16 protein-coding genes are annotated in these 20,248 nt (G+C 61.8%); 14 read left to right on the forward strand and 2 right to left on the reverse strand.

Going from position 1 to position 20,248, the window contains the following annotated elements; all coding sequences use genetic code 11:
* The first annotated feature begins 27 nt into the window (after positions 1 to 27).
* The 4 genes from E3O56_RS06605 to E3O56_RS06620 all read left to right on the forward strand — a co-directional run bounded on the left by E3O56_RS06605 (position 28) and on the right by E3O56_RS06620 (position 3,874).
* Positions 28 to 1,095 carry a phosphotransferase family protein gene (locus E3O56_RS06605; protein WP_032880838.1) on the forward strand — a complete coding sequence of 356 codons (1,068 nt, stop codon included), beginning with the start codon at positions 28 to 30 and terminating at the stop codon, positions 1,093 to 1,095.
* Positions 1,096 to 1,116: 21 nt separating this feature from the next.
* Positions 1,117 to 1,884, forward strand: a complete 768-nt coding sequence (locus E3O56_RS06610) for an SDR family oxidoreductase (protein ID WP_032880837.1) — start codon at positions 1,117 to 1,119, stop codon at positions 1,882 to 1,884.
* 70 nt (positions 1,885 to 1,954) lie between these two features.
* Complete coding sequence (locus E3O56_RS06615) at positions 1,955 to 3,388, forward strand: PLP-dependent aminotransferase family protein (RefSeq protein WP_248128003.1); 1,434 nt, start codon at positions 1,955 to 1,957, stop codon at positions 3,386 to 3,388.
* Between the two features lie 84 nt (positions 3,389 to 3,472).
* Entirely contained in the window at positions 3,473 to 3,874 is a 402-nt protein-coding gene (locus E3O56_RS06620; protein ID WP_248128004.1) for a cupin domain-containing protein, read from the forward strand.
* Between the two features lie 66 nt (positions 3,875 to 3,940).
* Here the strand turns inward: E3O56_RS06620 and E3O56_RS06625 are convergent, their stop codons facing one another.
* Complete coding sequence (locus tag E3O56_RS06625; protein ID WP_282445154.1) at positions 3,941 to 4,570, reverse strand: DNA-3-methyladenine glycosylase I; 630 nt, start codon at positions 4,568 to 4,570, stop codon at positions 3,941 to 3,943.
* Between the two features lie 215 nt (positions 4,571 to 4,785).
* Here E3O56_RS06625 and E3O56_RS06630 point away from each other — a divergent pair, with 215 nt between their 5' ends.
* From E3O56_RS06630 to E3O56_RS06640, 3 genes are all read left to right on the forward strand, one after another.
* Positions 4,786 to 6,111 carry a C4-dicarboxylate transporter DctA gene (locus E3O56_RS06630; protein ID WP_177327440.1) on the forward strand — a complete coding sequence of 442 codons (1,326 nt, stop codon included), beginning with the start codon at positions 4,786 to 4,788 and terminating at the stop codon, positions 6,109 to 6,111.
* Between the two features lie 158 nt (positions 6,112 to 6,269).
* Positions 6,270 to 6,971: a FadR/GntR family transcriptional regulator gene (locus tag E3O56_RS06635; protein WP_005787865.1), complete on the forward strand. Its 702-nt coding sequence runs from the start codon at positions 6,270 to 6,272 to the stop codon at positions 6,969 to 6,971.
* Positions 6,972 to 6,988: 17 nt separating this feature from the next.
* Entirely contained in the window at positions 6,989 to 7,672 is a 684-nt protein-coding gene (locus E3O56_RS06640) for a GntR family transcriptional regulator (RefSeq protein ID WP_078821218.1), read from the forward strand.
* Between the two features lie 179 nt (positions 7,673 to 7,851).
* Here the strand turns inward: E3O56_RS06640 and E3O56_RS06645 are convergent, their stop codons facing one another.
* The gene (locus E3O56_RS06645; RefSeq protein ID WP_248128005.1) at positions 7,852 to 12,720 is read right to left on the reverse strand and encodes an NAD-glutamate dehydrogenase; all 4,869 of its coding nucleotides are present in this window, start codon (positions 12,718 to 12,720) and stop codon (positions 7,852 to 7,854) included.
* A gap of 481 nt (positions 12,721 to 13,201) precedes the next feature.
* On the opposite strand from E3O56_RS06645, the gene E3O56_RS06650 reads away from it, so the two are divergent.
* The 7 genes from E3O56_RS06650 to E3O56_RS06680 all read left to right on the forward strand — a co-directional run.
* Positions 13,202 to 13,555: a hypothetical protein gene (locus E3O56_RS06650; protein WP_078821216.1), complete on the forward strand. Its 354-nt coding sequence runs from the start codon at positions 13,202 to 13,204 to the stop codon at positions 13,553 to 13,555.
* A 259-nt stretch (positions 13,556 to 13,814) separates the two neighbouring features.
* Positions 13,815 to 14,774, forward strand: a complete 960-nt coding sequence (locus E3O56_RS06655; protein ID WP_005787860.1) for a MoxR family ATPase — start codon at positions 13,815 to 13,817, stop codon at positions 14,772 to 14,774.
* Positions 14,775 to 14,779: 5 nt separating this feature from the next.
* Positions 14,780 to 15,712 carry a DUF58 domain-containing protein gene (locus tag E3O56_RS06660; protein ID WP_005787858.1) on the forward strand — a complete coding sequence of 311 codons (933 nt, stop codon included), beginning with the start codon at positions 14,780 to 14,782 and terminating at the stop codon, positions 15,710 to 15,712.
* A complete protein-coding gene (locus E3O56_RS06665) occupies positions 15,709 to 16,203 on the forward strand; it encodes a DUF4381 domain-containing protein (protein WP_017136650.1) in 495 nt (164 codons plus the stop codon). Before E3O56_RS06660 ends, E3O56_RS06665 begins: the two co-directional genes overlap by 4 nt.
* Positions 16,196 to 17,284: a VWA domain-containing protein gene (locus E3O56_RS06670; protein ID WP_032880830.1), complete on the forward strand. Its 1,089-nt coding sequence runs from the start codon at positions 16,196 to 16,198 to the stop codon at positions 17,282 to 17,284. Before E3O56_RS06665 ends, E3O56_RS06670 begins: the two co-directional genes overlap by 8 nt.
* Positions 17,281 to 19,020, forward strand: a complete 1,740-nt coding sequence (locus tag E3O56_RS06675) for a tetratricopeptide repeat protein (RefSeq protein ID WP_078821215.1) — start codon at positions 17,281 to 17,283, stop codon at positions 19,018 to 19,020. The genes E3O56_RS06670 and E3O56_RS06675 overlap by 4 nt, the downstream gene beginning before the upstream one ends.
* Positions 19,017 to 20,248, forward strand: a 1,232-nt coding sequence (locus E3O56_RS06680) for a BatD family protein (protein WP_248128006.1), incomplete at its 3' end; no start/stop codon positions are given. The genes E3O56_RS06675 and E3O56_RS06680, both read left to right, overlap by 4 nt.

Below are 20,248 nucleotides of genomic sequence, written 5' to 3' on the forward strand. Positions count from 1 at the left end.
CCTTTAGAATAAGCAGAAGGGATAAGCATGGCGCTGAACGACCAATCGACCCAGATTCGCCCCGGCGAAGAACTTGATGCCAGCCTGATCGATCCCTACCTCAAGGCCCACATTCCGGGCTTGAACGGAACGCCTGCGATCAGTCAGTTCCCCGGCGGCGCATCGAACCTGACCTACCTGCTGGAATATCCAGGCCAGGAATTCGTGCTGCGTCGCCCGCCGTTTGGCCACAAGGCCAAGTCCGCCCACGACATGGGCCGCGAATACCGCATTCTCAACCAGCTCAAAGATGGTTTTCCGTATTGCCCCAAGGCATACGTGCACTGCACCGATGAATCAGTGATCGGTGCCGAGTTCTATGTGATGGAACGGGTCAACGGCATCATCCTGCGCTCTGACCTGCCGCCCGAACTGGGCCTGGACGCGGCCAAGACTCAAGCGCTGTGCAAAAGCTTTATCGACAAGTTCGTCGAACTGCATCAAGTCGACTACAGCGCCTGCGGCCTGGCCGACCTGGGCAAGCCTGAAGGCTACGTGGCGCGGCAGATTCGTGGCTGGGGCGAGCGCTACGAAAAAGCCCTGACCCCTGATGCGCCAAAATGGGAAGCGGTGCGCGCCTGGCTCAACGACAAAATGCCAGCCGATTCGCCCACATCCAGCATCGTGCATAACGACTACCGCTTCGATAACGTGATCCTCGACCCGCATAACCCGATGCAAATCATCGGTGTGCTGGATTGGGAACTGACCACTCTGGGCGACCCGCTGATGGACCTGGGCAACACCCTCGCCTACTGGATCGAAGCCGCAGACCCGGCGCCGGTGCAACTGATGCGGCGCCAGCCGAGCAACGCCCCGGGGATGCTCACCCGCCGTCAGTTTGTCGACTACTACGCCGAGCGCTCGGGGCTTGCGATCGACAATTTCGATTTCTATTACACCTACGGCCTGTTCCGGCTGGCCGGCATCGTGCAGCAGATCTACTACCGCTTTTTCCACGGCCAGACCCAGGACAAACGCTTTGCGCAGTTCATCCACATGAACAAGCTGCTGGAGCAAATGAGCCTGAATGTCATAGGCAAATCAGCGCTCTGATCGCAACCACAAGGAACCCTTATGTCCAAGACCAACCTGTTTGACCTTGACGGCAAGATCGCCTTCGTTTCCGGCGCCAGCCGTGGTATCGGCGAGGCCATTGCCAAGCTGCTGGCCCAGCAAGGCGCCCACGTGATCGTCTCCAGCCGCAAGCTGGAAGGTTGCCAGCACGTCGCCGACGCGATCATTGCCGACGGCGGCAAGGCCACGGCGATTGCCTGCCATATCGGTGAAATGGAGCAGATTACCCAGGTGTTCGCCGGCATCCGCGAACAGTTCGGCCGCCTGGATATTCTGGTCAACAACGCCGCGACCAACCCGCAGTTCTGCAACGTGCTGGATACCGACCTTGGCGCATTCCAGAAGACGGTCGACGTGAATATCCGCGGTTACTTCTTCATGTCGGTGGAAGCCGGCAAGCTGATGCGCGAGAACGGCGGCGGCAGCATCATCAACGTGGCGTCGATCAACGGCATTTCGCCGGGCGTGTTCCAGGGCATCTACTCGGTCACCAAGGCTGCCGTGATCAACATGACCAAGGTGTTCGCCAAGGAATGCGCGGCATTCGGCATCCGTTGCAACGCACTGCTGCCGGGCCTGACTGATACCAAATTCGCCTCGGCGCTGGTCAAGAACGATTCGATCCTGAAAGTGGCCCTGGCACAGATCCCCCTCAAGCGCGTCGCCGACCCCAGCGAAATGGCCGGCGCGGTGTTGTATCTGGCCAGCGATGCGTCGAGCTACACCACCGGTGTGTCGTTGAATGTAGACGGCGGCTTCCTGTCCTGACACTGCCTGGTTTCTTCAGATCGATTTGCGCGTAACCTTGGCGCGGATCGATCTGTCTCCAGGATGAAACATGGAACTGCACCTCGTCATCAATGGCCGCAAGGACCTGGCTGCCCAGCTTTATCAGCAACTGCGCGAAGCTATCGCCACCGGGCGACTGTCGGCGGGTGCGCAACTGCCACCGAGCCGCCTGCTCGCCGAACAACTGGGCGTATCGCGCAAGACGGTGTCGGATACCTACACCACCCTCACGTACGAAGGCCTGCTGATCGGCAAGATCGGCCGCGGCACTTTCGTCAATGCGTGGGCGCCCCAACCCGATCGTGTGCAAACCGCCACCGACCTGGCCTGCGCCGCCAACCTGGGCAAGTGGGCAGCACTGCCCTCGCCCATGGGCCACCCTTCCCGTGAGGGCATCCTGCGCTACGAATTTATCGGCGGCGCGACTGCACGCAACCAGTTCCCCCAGGACGAATGGCGACGCTGCACCCAGGATGCGCTGCGCCGTATCGCCCAGAACAATGGTTTCTACAGCCAACCGGAAGGGTTACCGGCATTGCGCGAGGCCATCGCCGGGCATATCGCGTTTTCCCGAGGGGTCAAATGCCGCGCCAGCGATATCGTGGTCACCAATGGCGCGCAGCAGGCGCTGGACCTGATTGCCCGCGTGGTGCTGGAACCCGGCAGCATGGTCGCGATGGAAGACCCAGGCTATAGCCCCGCGCGCCAAATGTTCGTAGCGATGGGCGCCAGCGTCGCCAGCGTGGCCGTCGACGAACAGGGCCTCCAGGTCGATCAGATCCCCGATGGCACCCGTCTGATCTATGTAACCCCGTCCCACCAGTTCCCCCTCGGCATGCCGATGAGTCAGAGGCGCCGCCAGGCACTGCTGGACCGCGCAATCGAGCTGGGTGCGATCATCATCGAAGACGACTACGACAGCGAATTTCGCTACGAAGGGCGCCCCACCGACTCCCTGCAAAGCCTGGACACCCGAGGCGTGGTCACCTACGTCGGGACCTTTTCCAAAACCCTGTTGCCCGAGTTGCGCCTGGGCTACGCGGTGCTGCCGCCAGCGATCTATGGCGCGGTGCTCAAGGCCAAGCAGTTGACCGACCAGCACAGCTCTACCCTGCCGCAGTGGGCATTGGCCAAGTTCATCAGCGAAGGCTACCTGCTCAAGCATATTCGCCGTTGCCACAGCATCTACGCGGGGCGTCGCGAACGAATACTGCAGCGTCTGGCGGGCGATCTGTCACCGTGGTTCGAGGCGGTTCCGACGGTGGCGGGCTTTCACCTGGCGGCATTGTGCAAGGTGGCGTTGAATATCCCATTGCTGATAGAACAGGCGCGTCAGGTCGAGGTGGGGTTGTACCCCCTGGACGTATTCTTCCAAGACGTGCCATTACGCTCGGGGCTGATTTTCGGCTTCGGCGCCATCGAGACCCTGGACATCGATCCGGCGCTGGACAAGGTGCGCGATATTCTCCGGCAGATTGGCTAAGGGGTTTTCCGGCGTATTGGTCATTGGTGGCGTACAGGCTACGGCGTAGGGTGAAGAGGTCTCGAACTACGCGGAATCCTGATCATGAAACGATTGCTCGCCACCACGCTGATGCTCACCTCCCTCAGCGCATTTGCCCACGACCCGGTATACAACCAGGAAACGCTCAAGGTGCTGCAGGAGCACCCCTTGACCAACGTGCCCGGCAAGAAAACCATCATGCTCACCGTTGACTACGCCCCCGGCCAGGCCACCGTGCCCCATAGCCACACCGGCACCGCCGTGGCTTATGTGCTCGAAGGCGAGATCACCTCGCGGGTCAATGATGAAAAGGCGATCACCTACAAAGCCGGGCAATCGTTCTACGAACCGGCCGGCTCGCGGCATTTTGAGTCAAGCAATGCCAGCCAGACCCAACCGGCCAGGCTGCTGGTGGTGATGGTGCTGGATGACAAGGCTGAGGTACTCACCCCGCTTCCCAAATAATCAGCAACACCACAAAACCCATGGGGGAGCTGGCTTGCCTGCTCCCACAGTTTTAACCGTGTCTGGTCAGGGACGTTTGAATAGGTCGCGCTGGTGTTCAATGCGCAGCCGGCACTCGCAACCCTCCAGATGATCATTGACCATCCCCATCGCCTGCATCAACGCATACATCGTGGTCGGGCCGACGAAGGTCCAGCCGCGTTTCTTCAGGGCCTTGGACAAGCGCATCGAAGCCGCTGAGGTCGGATTGGCCGTCCAGTAAGCCATGTCCACCACTGCCGGCCGCTCTTCTGCGGCGGGCTCGAACGCCCACAGCCAGCGCGCCAGCGAGCCGGTCTCCTCCACAAGTTCACAGGCCCGGCGTGCGTTGTTGATGGCCGAGATGATCTTTGCCCGATTGCGCACGATGCCCGGCTCGCTCATCAACCGCTCAATGTCCGCTTCGCCGTACTGCGCCACCCGGCGAAAATCAAAACCCTCGAACGCCTGCCGAAAGTTATCGCGCTTGCGCAGAATGGTGATCCACGCCATCCCAGCCTGAAACCCCTCCAGGCAGATCTTCTCGTACAACGCGATGTCATCCGCCACCGGCACACCCCACTCGTGGTCGTGGTAATGCAGGTACGCAGGCGCTGCAGTGCGCCAGGCGCAATACATGCGCCCTGCTTCGTCGGTTGTAAGCCCTGATTGGTCCATCCATCACCTCGTATGCCCAAGGCGATGATACGCAAAAAAAATTAATCCCCGTCAACCGCTCAAGCACCGTACTTACCGACCAACTGGTCAGACCGGGACCTGCCAACCGCTGAATATTTACTTGTTGTTTGAAAAAAACCAAGCGTAGACTGGCCGCGCACTGGACTTACCGGTAAGACCACAACAATTAAGCCCTGGAACCACCAGGGCACCGAATAGAGATCCCTCCCATGCTCAGATGGTGCTCGCGTTCGATTTTCCTGCAAGTCGTGATTGGCCTGATGCTCGGCATCGCCTGCGGCCTGGCCCTTCCCGAATTTTCCTCACAACTCAAACCCCTGGGCGACGGCTTTATCAAGCTGATCAAAATGCTGATCGGCCTGATCGTGTTCTGTGTCGTGGTCAGCGGTATTTCCGGCGCCGGCGATTTGAAGAAGGTCGGGCGTATCGGGCTCAAGTCGGTGATCTACTTTGAAGTGCTGACCACCGTCGCCCTGGTGCTTGGCCTGATCATGGCCTTCAGCACCGGCATCGGCAGCGGCGCCAATATTCATCTTGAGCAACTCTCTTCCGCCGGCTTGAATGAGCTGGCCGACAAGGGCCAACACATCAAGGGCACCAGCCAGTTCCTGATGGACCTGATTCCCAACTCGGTGATCGGTGCGTTTGCCGATAACAACGTGTTGCAGGTGCTGCTGTTCTCGGTGCTGTTCGGCAGTGCGCTGAACCTGGTGGGCGAAGCGGCCAGCGGTATCTCGCGGCTGATCAATGAGCTTAGCCATGTGATCTTCCGTATCATGGGCATGATCGTGCGCCTGGCGCCGATTGGCGTATTCGGTGCCATCGCGTTCACCACCAGCACCTACGGCCTGGACTCGCTGCAACACCTGGGCAGCCTGGTTGGGCTGTTCTACCTGACGTGCTTTGCCTTTGTCGCGCTGATCCTCGGGCTGGTAATGCGCTTGTCCGGCCTGCGGATGCTGCCGCTGCTCAAGTACCTGCGCGAAGAGCTGCTGATCGTGATGGGCACCGCTTCGTCCGACGCTGTGCTGCCGCAGATCATGCGCAAGCTGGAACATTTGGGCATTGGCAGTTCCACCGTGGGTTTGGTAATTCCCACCGGATACTCGTTCAACCTCGATGGTTTCTCGATCTACCTGACCCTGGCCATCGTGTTTATCGCCAACGCCACCGGTACACCGCTGTCGATGACCGACTTGTTGACCATCCTCCTGGTATCGTTGATCACCTCCAAAGGCGCCCACGGCATTCCGGGCTCGGCATTGGTGATTCTAGCGGCGACACTCACGGCGATCCCGGCAATTCCGGTGGTGGGCCTGGTGTTGGTGCTGGCGGTGGACTGGTTCATGGGGATCGGTCGTGCGCTGACCAACCTGATCGGCAACTGCGTGGCTACCGTGGCGATTGCTCGCTGGGAAAAAGATATCGATATCCAGCGTGCCAACAAGGTGCTCGACGGCCAGCAGGGCTATGCCTTTCAGGCCAAGAAGCCGGTGCTGCCGGCGCATCAGGAGTTCTAGGACAACACCCATCCAATGTGGGAGCTGGCTTGCCTGCGATAGCGGTGAGTCAGCGTCAAATGTAGTGCCTGACACTCAGTCATCGCAGGCAAGCCAGCTCCCACATTGGCCCTTTGCCAGACTGAATACTGTATGAGCAACATCAAGGAGCCTTCGACGTGATCAGCACCTCAACCGTCGTCAATTCAGTGGTAGAAAAACTGCGCGCCGCCTTGGCGCGAGGCCAGTGGCGCCGCGGTGAAATGCTGCCAGGCCAGCGTGAGCTGGCCGAGCAACTGGGTATCAGCCGCCCGAGCCTGCGTGAAGCGGTGATCGTGCTGGAGACCTTGGGCCTGGTGCGTTCCATGCCGGGCAAAGGTGTGGTGGTACTGGAAACCAGCGTCAGCGAGCCGCAGTCGAACGACGCGGTGGCCGACGCCAGCCTGGAAGACATCCTGCAACTGCGCTATACCCTCGAACCCTTCATCGTCGGCCTGGTCGCCCAATCCATCAGCAGCAAGGAAATCGGCCAACTGCGCCTGACGCTGATGGACATGCGCGAAGCCCTGGATGCCGGCGACGCCGAGGCGGGCATGAACGCCTACATCGACTTTCACGAAGAACTGTTTGCCCTGACCTCCAACCCGATCTTCCAGAACGTGGTGCAGCAAACCAGCACCGCGCTCAAACAAAGCGCCCAGGTATTGCGCAACTCCCCTGAACACCTGGCCGAACGCCTGCAAGAGAACGAAGCCGTGGTACGCGCCATCCGCAACAAGAACAGCGCCCTGGCCAGTGCCGAAATGCGTCGGCACATCCTGCAGGAAGGCTTGCGCATGGGCATTCGCTTGAATATCCCGGATGACCATCTGGGCAGCTGAATAATTGGAGACCGGCCATGAACGTCCACGCCCTGCAACGTGACCCTCTGCCCTGCCTGCGCCTGGTGTCGGGCAAGAAGCCTTCGGTTGACGACATCTACCCGCGCTTGTTCGACGCGATCCTTGAGCAACGCATTGCGCCCGCCAGCCGCTTCACCGAAGAAGGCCTGGGCGAACTCTTTGGCGTGAGCCGCAGCGTGATTCGCCGGGTGCTCGCCAAGCTGTCCCATCAGCAAGTGGTCATCCTGCGCCCCAACCAGCGCGCCCAGGTCGCCGCGCCGGATGCCCAGCACACACGGCAGATTCTTGAAGCACGGCGCCTGACCGAAATGACCGTGGTGCAACTGGCCTGCGCCCAGGCCACAGCGATGCAAATCCGCCAACTGCGCGAGCTGATTGCGCAGGAGCGCGACGCCATTGAGCGTGACCAGCGTGGGCCGGCGATCCGGTTTTCTGGAGAGTTTCATCTGCAACTGGCGCACATGGCAGGCAATGCGCCGTTGGCACAGTTTCTCAACAGCCTGGTGCCGTTGACGTCGTTGATCATTGCGCAATTTGAAACGAAGGCCTGCACGTATTGTGCGTGGCAGGAGCATGTGGCGATTGTGGATGCCGTGGAACAGCGCGACGCCCACACGGCTGTCGCCCTGATGACTCAGCACCTGGATCACCTGGAAACCCGGCTACTCAAACACCACTGATTCCGAATGAAGTTCAAACTGTGGGAGCTGGCTTGCCTGCGATAGCGGTGTACCAGTGACTCGATTATTAACTGACCCACCGCTATCGCAGGCAAGCCAGCTCCCACATTGATCGCATTCCAGATCAAATAAAAAGCCCCCGCATCTCACGATGCGGGGGCTTTTGGTTTACCGAAGCATCAAGCCGGCTGCAACACCGACTGACCACTCAACGCCAGGTCCAGCAACTCACGATTGGCCACCGCGTACATGGCGTAGTCCGTGCCAACCGCAGCACGAATTTCCACCATCATGGCACGCCAGCGATCAGCCATGTCCTGGTGCTGTTCAAGCCACAGGGCCACGCGGGCTTCCATGTCTTGTGGCGCGTCGGCCATTTGCAGTACCGAAATGGTAATCGCCCGTTGCTGCCAGTCCACGTCATCGCGGAACGCCTCGCGGGCCTGGGCCTGCCAGTTGTTGGCCACTGGCAGATCGCTGATCTGCTGCAGGTACCACGGCAGGTCCAGGGCGCTGCCGACGGCGAAGTAGGCTTTGGCCACTTCGGCGGCGTCATGCCCGGTCACATCGGCGGCTTCGATGATCGGCAGCAAGGTGTACAGGTGGGTTGTGCCTGCAACCATGCGTGCCAACAACTCCGGTACGCCGGCCTGGGTGTAGGCCTGGTAACGGTTCTGCCAGCCTTCACGGGTCGGACCTTCCAGCAGTTCGTCAAGCTTGAGACCCAAAGCCGCCAGGTGCGGACCGAAGTGCGCAGTATCACGCCCGGCGTCCTGTTCGTTGCGACGGCTGCGCAGGAACCAGCGCGTAGCACGACGGCCCAGGCGCATCAGCTCGTCCATCAGCTCCAGTTGCACGTCGGCCGACACCTGGTGGTCCAGGGCTTCGATCTGACGGAACCAGTGCGGGAGGTGGAAGATATCGCGCACGATCACATAGGCACCGGCGACGTTCGCCGGGCTCATGCCGGTCGACTCTTTGAGTCGCTGCACGAAGGTGATGCCCATGTGGTTGACCAGGTCGTTGGCGATCTGGGTGCTGACGATCTCGCGCTTGAGGCGATGGCGACGCATGGCTTCGGAGAACTTGGCCACCAGGCTCGGTGGGAACGCGGTCTCCATGTCACGGGTCAGGTATTCGTCATCCGGCACCAGGGATTTGAGCAGCGCTTCCTTGAGGTCGATCTTGCTGTACGAAATCAGCACCGACAACTCCGGACGGGTCAAGCCCTTGCCGGTCGAAGCGCGCTCGGTGAGCTGCTCTTCGGTCGGCAGGTACTCGATGGCGCGGTCCAGCTTGCCACGGCCTTCCAGGTCACTCATCAGGCGTTTGTACTCGGCGGCGCGCTCGTAAGCCTTGCGTGCGGCCAGGGACAGGGCCTGGGTCTGCTTGTAGTTGTTGCCCAACACCAGGTGGCCGACTTCGTCGGTCATGCTCGCCAGCAACTGGTTGCGCTGCTTGTCGGTCATGTCACCGGCCTGCACCACTTCGTTGAGCAGGATCTTGATGTTCACTTCGTGGTCGGAGCAGTCCACGCCACCGGCGTTGTCGATGAAGTCGGTGTTGGAACCGCCGCCATTGAGGCCGAATTCCACACGGCCCAGTTGGGTCATGCCGAGGTTACCGCCCTCGCCCACCACCTTGCAGCGCAGCTCGTTGCCGTTGACACGCAGCGCGTCGTTGGCCTTGTCGCCCACGTCGGCATGGCTTTCGGTGCTGGCCTTGACGTAGGTACCGATACCGCCGTTCCACAACAGGTCCACCGGCGCCTTGAGCAAGGCGTTGAGCAGTTCGGTCGGGGTCAGCTTGTCGGCCTGGATGTCGAAACGCTCTTTCATCTGTGGCGAGATGGCGATGCTCTTGGCGCTTCGCGAGAAGATACCGCCGCCTTCAGACATGATGCTGGTGTCGTAGTCGGTCCAGGACGAACGCGGCAGCTCGAACATGCGCTGGCGCTCGACGAAGCTGGTGGCCGGGTTCGGGTTCGGGTCGATGAAGATGTGCAGGTGGTTGAAGGCCGCGACCAGTTGCAGCTTGTCGGACATCAGCAAACCATTACCGAACACGTCACCGGCCATATCGCCGACGCCCACTACGGTGATGCTGTCTTCCTGCACGTTGATGCCGCGCTCACGGAAGTGACGCTGCACACCGACCCACGCGCCCTTGGCGGTGATGCCCATTTTCTTGTGGTCGTAACCGGCAGAACCGCCGGAAGCGAACGCGTCACCCAGCCAGAAACCGTAGTCGATAGCGATGCCGTTGGCGATGTCGGAGAAGGTTGCAGTGCCCTTGTCCGCCGCCACCACCAGGTAGGGGTCATCGTCGTCATGACGCACGACGTTGGCCGGTGGCACCAGGGCGCCGTCCTTCAGGTTGTCGGTAATGTCCAACAGGCCGGAAATGAAGATGCGGTAGCAGGCGATGCCCTCGGCCGCGATCTCGTCCCGGCTGCCGCCCAATGGCAGGCGACGCGGCAGGAAGCCGCCCTTGGCGCCCACCGGCACGATCACCGAGTTTTTCACTTGCTGGGCTTTTACCAGGCCGAGCACTTCGGTACGGAAGTCTTCTTCACGGTCGGACCAGCGCAGGCCGCCGCGAGCGACGTTGCCGAAGCGCAGATGCACGCCTTCAACACGGGGCGAGTACACGAAGATTTCAAACTTCGGCACCGGCTTGGGCAGCTCGGGGATCGCGTGCGGGTTGAACTTGAAGCTGAAGTACGACTTGTTCTGGCCGTTGGCGTCAGTCTGGTAGAAGTTGGTACGCAGGGTCGCCTTGATCAGGTCCAGGTAGCGACGCAGGATACGGTCTTCGTTGAGCACCTGAACGTCGTCCAGGGCGGTGAGGATCGCTTGTTCCAGGCGTTGCTGCTTGTCTTCCAGGTCGTCGGCGGTGAGCTTGCGCGCCAGGTAGAAGCGGGTCTTGAACAACCGGGTCAACTCGCGGGCGATGTCGGTGTGGTTGTTCAGGGTGCTGGCGATATAGCCCAGGTCGAAGCCCAGGCGGATCTGCTTGAGGTAGCGAGCATAAGCACGCAGCAACGCGACGTCGCGCCATGGCAGGCCGGCGGTCAATACCAGGCGGTTGAACGCATCGTTCTCGGCATCGCCATGCACGATGTGCACGAATGCGTCCTGCAGGGTGTCGTTGAGCTGCTGGATATCCAGGTTCACGCCTTCGGCGGCGATGAATGCAAAGTCATGGATCCAGAACTCACGGCCATTGGCATGGCGCAGGCGATACGGAAACTCGCCCAGCACGCGCAGGCCGAGGTTTTCCAGGATCGGCAGCACGTCGGACAGCGCCAGCGGGGTGTCAGCGTGATAGAGCTTGCAATGCAGTTCGCGCTGACCGGAGATCTGGCCCAGCGGCTGATAGAAGCTCATCACCAGCGGGTTGGCTTCGGTGAGGCTGTTCAGATGCTGCATGTCGACCACGGCCGAATGCGCGGCGAAACGCTCGCGGTAGCCGGCCGGGAAGCCTTTGGGGAAGTCCGCCAGCACGTTGGTGCCGTGGGCTTCGCCGAAACTCTCCACCACCAGACTGGCGTAGTCGTCCTGCCAGCTGCGGCAGGCTTGCACCACTTCTTTTTCCAGTTGCAGCGGGTCGATGTCCAGGCGGTTCTTCGGGTCGACCCGCAGAATCAGTTGCACACGGGCCAGCACGGACTCGGAGAAGAAGGTCCAGAACTCGCAGTCCGAAGCCTTGAGGCGATCCATCAGCACTTGCTGGATCTTCTGACGCACTTCGGTGGAATAGATATCGCGCGGCACATAGGCCAGGCAGTAGCAGAAACGACCGTACGGATCTTTGCGCAGGAACACGCGGATCTTGTTGCGTTCCTGGATCTGCACGATCGACATCACGGTGCTGAACAGCTCGTCGACCGGGGTCTGGAACAGGTCGTCACGGGGCAGCACTTCAACCACTTGGGCCAGTTCCTTGCCCAGATGCGCCTTGGCCTGGAAGCCCGAGCGACGCTCGATTTCCGCTACCTTGCGGCGAATGTACGGGATCACTCGCACGCTTTCGCCGTACACCGAGGAGGTGTAGAGGCCCATGAAGCGGTGTTCCTTGATGACCTTGCCGTCGGCACTGATCTCGCGGATCGACACGTAGTCCGGATACGCCGGGCGGTGCACGCGGCTTGGGTGTGCAGCCTTGGCGAACGACAGCACCGTCGGTTCACGCAGGTAGGCCACGGCGTAGTCTTCGATGCGCAGGTCTTCGGCGGTGAGGCCGGCGCGCAACAGCTTGGTCAGACCGAGGAAGGAGCTGGCGTCATATTCGATATGACCGCCGTCCGCCTCGTCACGTACCACGAACTCTTCATAGCCCAGGAAGGTGAAGTGGTTGCCCACCAGCCATTCCAGGAAGTTCTTGATCTCGGCTTTTTCTTCACCGTCGATCGTGAATGCGCTGGCGTCGATACCGGCCAGCAGGTCCTGGACCTTGGCTTTCATCGGTTCGAAATCGGCCACGGCCACGCGAACTTCGCCCAGCACCTGCTCCAGCTCTTTGCTCAGCACGTTCAGCTCGGCGGCGTTGGCGCAGCGGTCGATTTCCAGGTACATCAGCGATTCTTGCAGGATGCCTTCGCCCTGGGTGCCCTTGGGCAGGATTTCCAGCAATTCGCCCTTGCTGCCACGGCGCACGCTGAGCACGGTGGTTTGCAGGGTATGGATGCTGTAGCCACGGCGGTTCAGCTCGGTGCGTACCGAGTCCACCAGAAATGGCAGGTCATGGTGCAGCACTTCGACCGCGGTGTGGGTCGATTGCCAGCCATGACGTTCGTAATCGGGGTTGTAGACCCGCACTTGCGGTTGGGTGTGATCGAAGCGCTCAAGCAGGCGCCAGGCAGACAGGGTGCAACCGGCCAGGTCGGAAAGGCGACGCTGGGTCAGTTCGTCCAGGGAAATGATGCCGAAGAATTGCTCAGCGAACAGCGCCACTTGTGGCAGTGCCTGTTCACTGATGTGCTGCGCCAGTGCCGCTTGCAGTTGATGCTGGAAGTCGGCCTTGCTGGCTGCGGTGAAGAACGCCATCTGTGGTACTCCGCTTGGGCTTGTTATTGATGGAAGCGTCGCGTGTTATCCCCTTGCGGGGAGACCGTCAGCTCTGTTCGTGGGTCACGATAAACGAATCAGGCCGACAGGTGGGTGAAGCTGGACAGGACAGTCAGGTCACATACAACTTCCACAAGATGCACACCTTGCCGGGTGACGGTACGACGGGCAGGTCAGGCGCCGGGCGCGGGGCACATCCGTTGCGCAGCTTAACGAGTGTAGGAAGACCGCTGCTTGCGACGCTGCGACATATTCGGTCATCGGTAAGCAGGCAATAGGTTGCAACTTGGGCAACCGCGTTTTTTCGGGCAAAAAACCTGCGTATTTCAACCCCCTGAGTACCGAAAATGACTGATACCGCAAGCCAGGTCATGCCCTGGGTCTGACACACCCTGCAGCATAAAATTCGCCGCAATGGCACAATTGCCAGCGCAACGCCCTCCTCCACACAGGATTTCCCATGCTGCAGCTGAAAACCGACGCCCTGATGGCCACCCCGTGCGACGAAGAAGAAGACAACATGGCCATGCTTTGCTGCCACGGCAAGAACGGCGAAATGTTCATGTTGAGCCGCTACCCGGATGAAGAGGAAGTGGAACTGACCTGGGATTACGAGCCGTCGACGCTGGATGGGCTGAAGATCACCTTGAGTGCCACGACGTTGCTGATCGAACTTGCAGCCGGTGATGCCGATGCATTGGGTGGCAAGGATCATCTGGAGATCACCCACGCCACGGCCGCATCCGACCTGGCTGAAGTGGAGGAAACCTTGCAGAAAATCCTCGCAGGCACTGGCACTTTCATCCGGACTTGAGCTGCACCCTGGTTCAAATGTGGGAAGGGGCTTGCCCCCGATAGCGGCGGGCCAGTTAATACATCGGTGCCCGACACACGGGCATCGGCGGCAAGCCCCCTCCCACATTGACCGTGTTCCCACACCAAAAGCCTACAAGTTTTTCTGAAAATACCCGTGACGTCGTTAGTCGTCACCCCCTTCGATGCATTAAAGTAAGCCTCCCAAGCCTGGCGCTCGCGCTCCACCATCAGGCTCATCTTTCCAGGAACCGTCATCGATGGAACATCGTGAAGCGCTGCTTGCGCTGCGAACCTTTCTTTCTACGCAGATTCTCGGCCAGGAAAAACTCATCGATCGCCTGCTGATCGCCCTGCTCGCCGACGGCCATATGCTGGTCGAAGGCGCACCGGGGCTGGCCAAGACCAAGGCGATCAAGGAGCTGGCCGAAGGCATCGAAGCGCAGTTCCATCGTATCCAGTTCACCCCCGACCTGCTGCCCGCCGACATCACCGGCACCGAGATCTATCGCCCGGAAACCGGCAGTTTCGTGTTCCAGCAGGGGCCGATATTCCATAACCTGGTGCTCGCCGACGAAATCAACCGCGCCCCGGCCAAGGTCCAGTCGGCCTTGCTTGAAGCGATGGCCGAGCGCCAGGTCAGCGTGGGCCGCAGCACTTACGAGCTATCGCCGCTGTTTTTGGTGATGGCCACGCAGAACCCCATCGAGCAGGAAGGCACCTACCCTCTGCCCGAAGCCCAGCTCGACCGCTTCCTCATGCACGTGAAGATCGGTTTCCCGGACGCCGCCGTCGAACGGCGCATCCTTCAGCAGGCCCGCGGCGAAGCGCTCAATGGCGAAACCAAGCCCGAGCGGCGCGTCAGCCAACAGGCGATCTTTGCCGCCCGCAAGGAAATCCTTGGCCTGTACATGGCCGATGCGGTAGAGGAATACCTGGTGCAACTGGTCATGGCCACGCGTACGCCTTCCAAGTTCGACCCGGAAATGGCCGAGTGGATCGCCTATGGCGCCAGCCCCCGAGGCTCCATCGCCCTGGACCGTTGCGCCCGCGCCCACGCCTGGCTGGCCGGTCGCGACTTCGTGAGCCCCGAGGATATCCAGGCGGTGCTGTTCGACGTGCTGCGTCACCGCATCATCCTGTCGTTCGAAGCCGAAGCTGCCGGGATCGACCAGGACCGCGTGGTGCAACGCATTCTTGACGTTGTTGCCGTCGCTTGAAGCCGATGAACGCCAGCGATGGTATACGCGTAACCCTCAGTGAACTGATTGAGATGCGTCACCACGTGCGCGAAGTGCAGCTGTTCTCCACGCCCGGCCAGCGCAGCCCGTTGATCGGCCTGCACCACTCCAAGCTGCGCGGGCGCGGTGTGGACTTCGATCAGGTGCGGGTGTACCAGGCGGGCGACGACGTGCGCACCATCGACTGGCGCGTGACAGCGCGCACCCAGGAACCGCACACCAAGTTGTTCCACGAAGAACGCGAACGGCCGATCTTTATCATGGTGGAGCAAAGCTGCCGTCTGTTCTTCGGCTCGGGGCAGATGTTCAAGTCGGTGCTCGCCGCACAAGCGGCCAGCCTGATCGGCTGGGCGGCCCTGGGGCATAACGATCGGGTCGGCGGGCTGGTGTTCGGCGACAGCGAGCACTACGAAATCAAGCCTCGACGCAGCAAACAAAGCCTGTTGCAGCTGCTTAACCGCCTGGTGCGGGTCAACCAGAGCCTGAACACCGAAAGCCGCCCCGAAGCTGATGCCCTGGGCATGGCCTTGCGCCGTGGCCGTGAAGTGTTGCGACCGGGCAGCCTGGGAATTGTGATCTGCGATGAACGGGCGCTGACTGACAGCGCCGAGCAACAGCTGAGCCTGCTGTCGCGACATTGCGACCTGCTGCTGCTGCCCATTTCCGACCCGCTTGATCACGCCCTGCCCGCCGCCGGGTTACTGCGCTTTGCAGAACGCGGCGCACAGCTGGAACTGGACACCCTGAACATTGATTTGCGCCAGGCCTACAAAGCCCAGGCCGAAGCGCGTATCGCCCGCTGGGAACGGCTCGCGCAAAAGCTGCGGGTATTGTTGATGCCGTTGAGCACACAGAGTGAAATGGTCGAGCAATTGCGCGAGTACCTCAACCCGCAACGCCCGGTTAAAAAACAATGAGCAGCCTGGACCAACTGCAACCGCTGATCGCCCCGCCGGCCATCGGCTTCTGGCCGCCTGCGCCCGGCTGGTGGCTGTTGCTGCTGGTGATCCCGCTGCTCGGCTGGGGCCTGTGGTGGTTGCGCCGCTTCCTGCCAACCCGCCGCCCCGTGGCCCGCGCCGAACAACCGCTGGACCCGCTGCGCATCGCCGCCCTCGCCGAACTGGCCTTGATGCCCAAGCCCTACGACGGCGCGCCCGCAGGTGCCTGGCTGCAACAACTCAACGGCCTGCTCAAGCGCCTGTGCCGTAACGACTACCCGTATAGCCAGAGCCATACCCTCAACGGCCGCAAATGGTTGGCCTTCCTCGACAACCGCTGCCCCGCCGCCGGCCTGACGCGCTGGATGGTACTAGTGGAAGGCGCCTACAAGCCCGAATGCAAACTCGACGACAAAGCCATCGCCGGCCTGACTCAAGCTGTCGACACCTGGATCCGCAAACATGTTTGAGTTCGCCTGGCCGTGGATCTTTACCCTGTTGCCATTGCCCTGGTTGATGCGCCTGATCCTGCCCGTGGCCGACAGCGGCGAACCGGCATTGAAAGTCAGCTACCTGAGCGACCTCGAAGGCTTGGCCCGCCGTCGCGCCCGCGCCAACCTGCCAGGCTGGCGCCAGCAGGCCCCCTTCGTGGTGCTGTGGCTGCTGCTGTTGACTGCCGCCGCACGCCCGCAATGGCTGGGCGAGCCTTTGCCAATTGCCGCCAGTGGCCGGGACTTGCTGGTGGCGGTCGACGTGTCAGGCTCCATGGATTTCCCCGACATGCACTGGCAGGGTGAGGACGTGAGTCGCCTGGCCCTGGTCAAACACCTGCTCGGGGACTTTCTTGAAGAACGCGAAGGTGACCGCGTGGGCTTGATCCTGTTTGGTACTCAAGCCTACCTGCAGGCACCGCTGACCTTTGATCGGCGCACCGTACGTACCTGGCTGGACGAAGCGCGTATCGGCATTGCCGGCAAGAACACCGCCATCGGCGATGCCATTGGCCTGGCCTTGAAACGCCTGCGCCAACGCCCGGCGCAAAGCCGTGTGCTGATCCTGATCACCGACGGCGCCAATAACGCCGGGCAGATCGACCCGTTGACGGCAGCGCGACTGGCGGCCGAAGAAGGCGTGAAGATTTACCCGATCGGCATTGGCGCCGACCCGGAGCAAACCGGTTCCCTGGGCATTCTCGGCGTAAATCCGAGCCTGGACCTCGACGAGCCGGCGCTCAAGGCGATGGCCGAGGCCACCGGCGGTCAATATTTCCGCGCCCATGACGGCGAGGAACTGCAGCAGATCAAGGAGACCCTCGACACCCTGGAGCCCGTCGAACAACAACCCACCCAAGCGCGACCGGCCCAGGCGTTGTACAGCGGCCCGCTGGCGCTGGCGCTGATCTTGAGCCTGTTGCTGGTGATCCAGGAACGCTGGCCCAACAACGCCTTGCAACGCGGGTTCAACAAGCTGTCGAGCAAAGGGATCTTCCTGCAACAACACCCTGAATGGCGCCAGCGCCTCAAGCGCTTGCGTTTGCGGAGACGTCGATGATCGCCCTGTGGCCGCACTGGTTCCGGCCCTGGTGGCTGTTGCTGCTGCCGCTGCTCGGCTGGTTGCTGTGGCAGTTGTGGCACCGACAAAAGCGCGCCGGCCGCTGGCAGATGATCCTGCCACCGGCCTTCCATGCCGTACTGCTCAGTGGCGGCAACGGCCGCGAGAGCAAATCGCCGTGGGTGCTGCTGGGCATCGCCTGGCTGTTGGCCGTGCTGGCGTTGCTGGGGCCCAGTTGGCAACGGGTTGAACAGCCCAGTCAGAAACCCGCTGACCCGCTGGTGGTACTGCTGGAACTGACCCCGGAAATGCTTGCCACCGACAGCCCGCCCAACCGCCTGGAGCAGGCGCGGCGCAAGCTGTATGACCTGCTGCAAGCACGCACCGATGCGCAAACCGCCATCGTCGTGTATGCGGGCAGCGCCCATACGCTGGTGCCGCTGTCGGACGACCTGGCCACCAGCCGCAATCTGCTGGAGGCCCTGCGCCCTTCGATCATGCCCGAGCCCGGCCATCGCGCCGATCTGGCCGTGGAAAAAGCCCTCGGCCTGCTCAAGCAAGGCGGGCTCGGCCAGGGGCGCCTGCTGCTGATCGGCTCCTCGCTGTCGAAACAGGAGCGCCAGGGCATCCGCCTGCAACTGCAAAGCGCCCAGGCACCGCCCTTGTCGATCCTCGGCATCGGCAGCCGTGAAGGCACACCGGTGACCCAGGAAAGCGGCGAGTTCCTCAAGGACGACCAGGGCGCGATCCTGGTGCCACGCCTCGACAGCCCGACGCTCAAGGCCTTCGCCAGTGAAATGGGTGGCCGCTACCGTGCAGCGCGCCTGGATGACAAGGACCTGCGCCAACTGGGTATGCTCGACAGCGTACAAGCCCTGCGCAACGACGGCCAAGTGCTGCACCTGGACACCTGGGCCGATCAGGGTTACTGGCTGCTGCTGCCGCTGTTACTGCTGGCCGCCTGCGCCGGGCGTCGCGGCTGGCTGTTCTGCCTGCCGTTGCTGTTGCTGGGCGCGCCACAACCCAGTTACGCCTTTGGCCTTCAGGACCTGTGGCTGCGCCCCGACCAGCAAGGTCAATACCTGCTCAAGCACAAGCGCCCAGCCGAAGCCGCCGAACACTTTCAAGACCCGCAATGGCAAGGTGTAGCCCTGTACGAAGCCGGCAATTACGCCGAGGCGATCAAACGTTTTGCCCAGGGCAACGACGCCTATTCCCACTACAATCGAGGCAATGCCCTGGCCAAAGCCGGTGAACTTGAAGCCGCTATCGACGCCTACGAGCAAGCCCTGGAAGCCCAGCCCGATCTGCAACCGGCGCTGAAAAACAAGGCCCTGGTTGAAACCCTGATGCAAGAGCAAGCCGAGCCCGAGCCGACCCAGCCTGCAAAAAACGAAGATGACGAAAGCCCCCAACCCGGCCAAACTGCGCAACCGGGGGCCAGCGGGCAAACGGGCCAGAGCGGCGAACAATCGCCCCAGGGCCAGGGCGAAGCCAGCAGCGGTGAAACTCAGGCCGGCGCCACCCCACAGCCAGGCCACAATGAAGTGCCGGGCAGCGAACTGGGCGACGAGCACACCACCACGCCGCCCCTGCGCCCTGTCGACACCCGCCTTGAAGGTGAGCGCCGCCAGGCGCTGGAGCAATGGCTGCAAGAGATCCCGGACAATCCCGGTGAGCTGCTGCGGCGCAAATTCTGGTACGAACAGCAACAACATCAGGACACGACTCGATGAGCCGCCGCACCACCCTTTTGCTTCTGCTCGCGTTGTCGGCAGGCCACGCCCAGGCGGCGAACCTGGTTGCCAGCGTTGACCGTAACCGCCTCAACTCCGGGGAAACGGTGGAGCTGACGGTGGAGTCCAGCGATGTAACCCAATTCGGCAAGCCGGACCTGTCGCCCCTGGACGCACAGTTTGAAGTCAGCGGCACCCGCCAGATCAACCAGCTCACCACCCTGGGCGGCGATAACCACGCCACCACCCGCTGGATCATCACCCTGCTGCCCAAGGAAAACGGCAACGTGATCATCCCGCCGTTGCAAGTGGGCGCACTCAAGACCCAGCCGATCACCCTGCAAGTGGTCGAAACCGCCAGCCAGAACACCAGCACCGAGCTGGCCCCAGTATTTATCGAGGCCAACCTCGACCAGACCGCCGTGTACGTCCAGGCCCAAGCGCTGTTGACCGTACGCGTGTACCACTCGGTATCGCTGTATGACGACAGCAGCCTCACGCCCTTGCAGATTCCCGATGCACGTGTCGAACAACTGGGCGAGTCGCGTACCTATGAGAAGGTCATCAACAGCATCCGCCATGGCGTGATCGAGACCCGCTACGCTGTCTACCCGCAGCACAGCGGCACGGTGGTGATTCCGGCGCAGACCTTCAGCGCTACCCTGGTGGAGTCGCGTCCACCCCAGGAAAACACACTGCAGGGCACCAAGCCGGGCAAGATGATCCACGTCAGCTCTGCGGCCCTGCCGTTGACGATCAAACCCAAGCCGGACCTCTACCCCGCCGACGCTCCCTGGCTGCCGGCGCGCAGCCTGACCCTGAGCGAAGGCTGGAACCCTACGCCGGACCACGTGCAGGTCGGCGACTCTCTGACTCGCAGCCTCACCGTGCAGGCCGAGGGCTTATCCAGCGCACAGTTGCCGGCGCTGCCCAGCGCCGACGTCAACGGCCTGCGCCGCTACCCGGACCAACCGGTACTGGGCAACCAGACCAGCGACCGCGGCCTGATCGGCAGCCGTGAAGACCGCGAAGCCCTGGTGCCAACCCGCGCCGGCGAGCTGGAACTGCCGCCGGTGGAAGTGGTGTGGTGGAACACCCACGAAGATCACCTGGAACGCACCAGCCTGCCGGCGCGCACTGTGCAAGTGGCGGTCAATCCCAGCCTGGTGGTGGACGCACCCGCCACGCCGACCATCATCACTGCACCCGACGATGAGCGCCTGTGGCT

It is taken from the genome of Pseudomonas sp. W2Aug9, from assembly GCF_023127755.1.
GTDB lineage: Bacteria > Pseudomonadota > Gammaproteobacteria > Pseudomonadales > Pseudomonadaceae > Aquipseudomonas > Aquipseudomonas synxantha_A.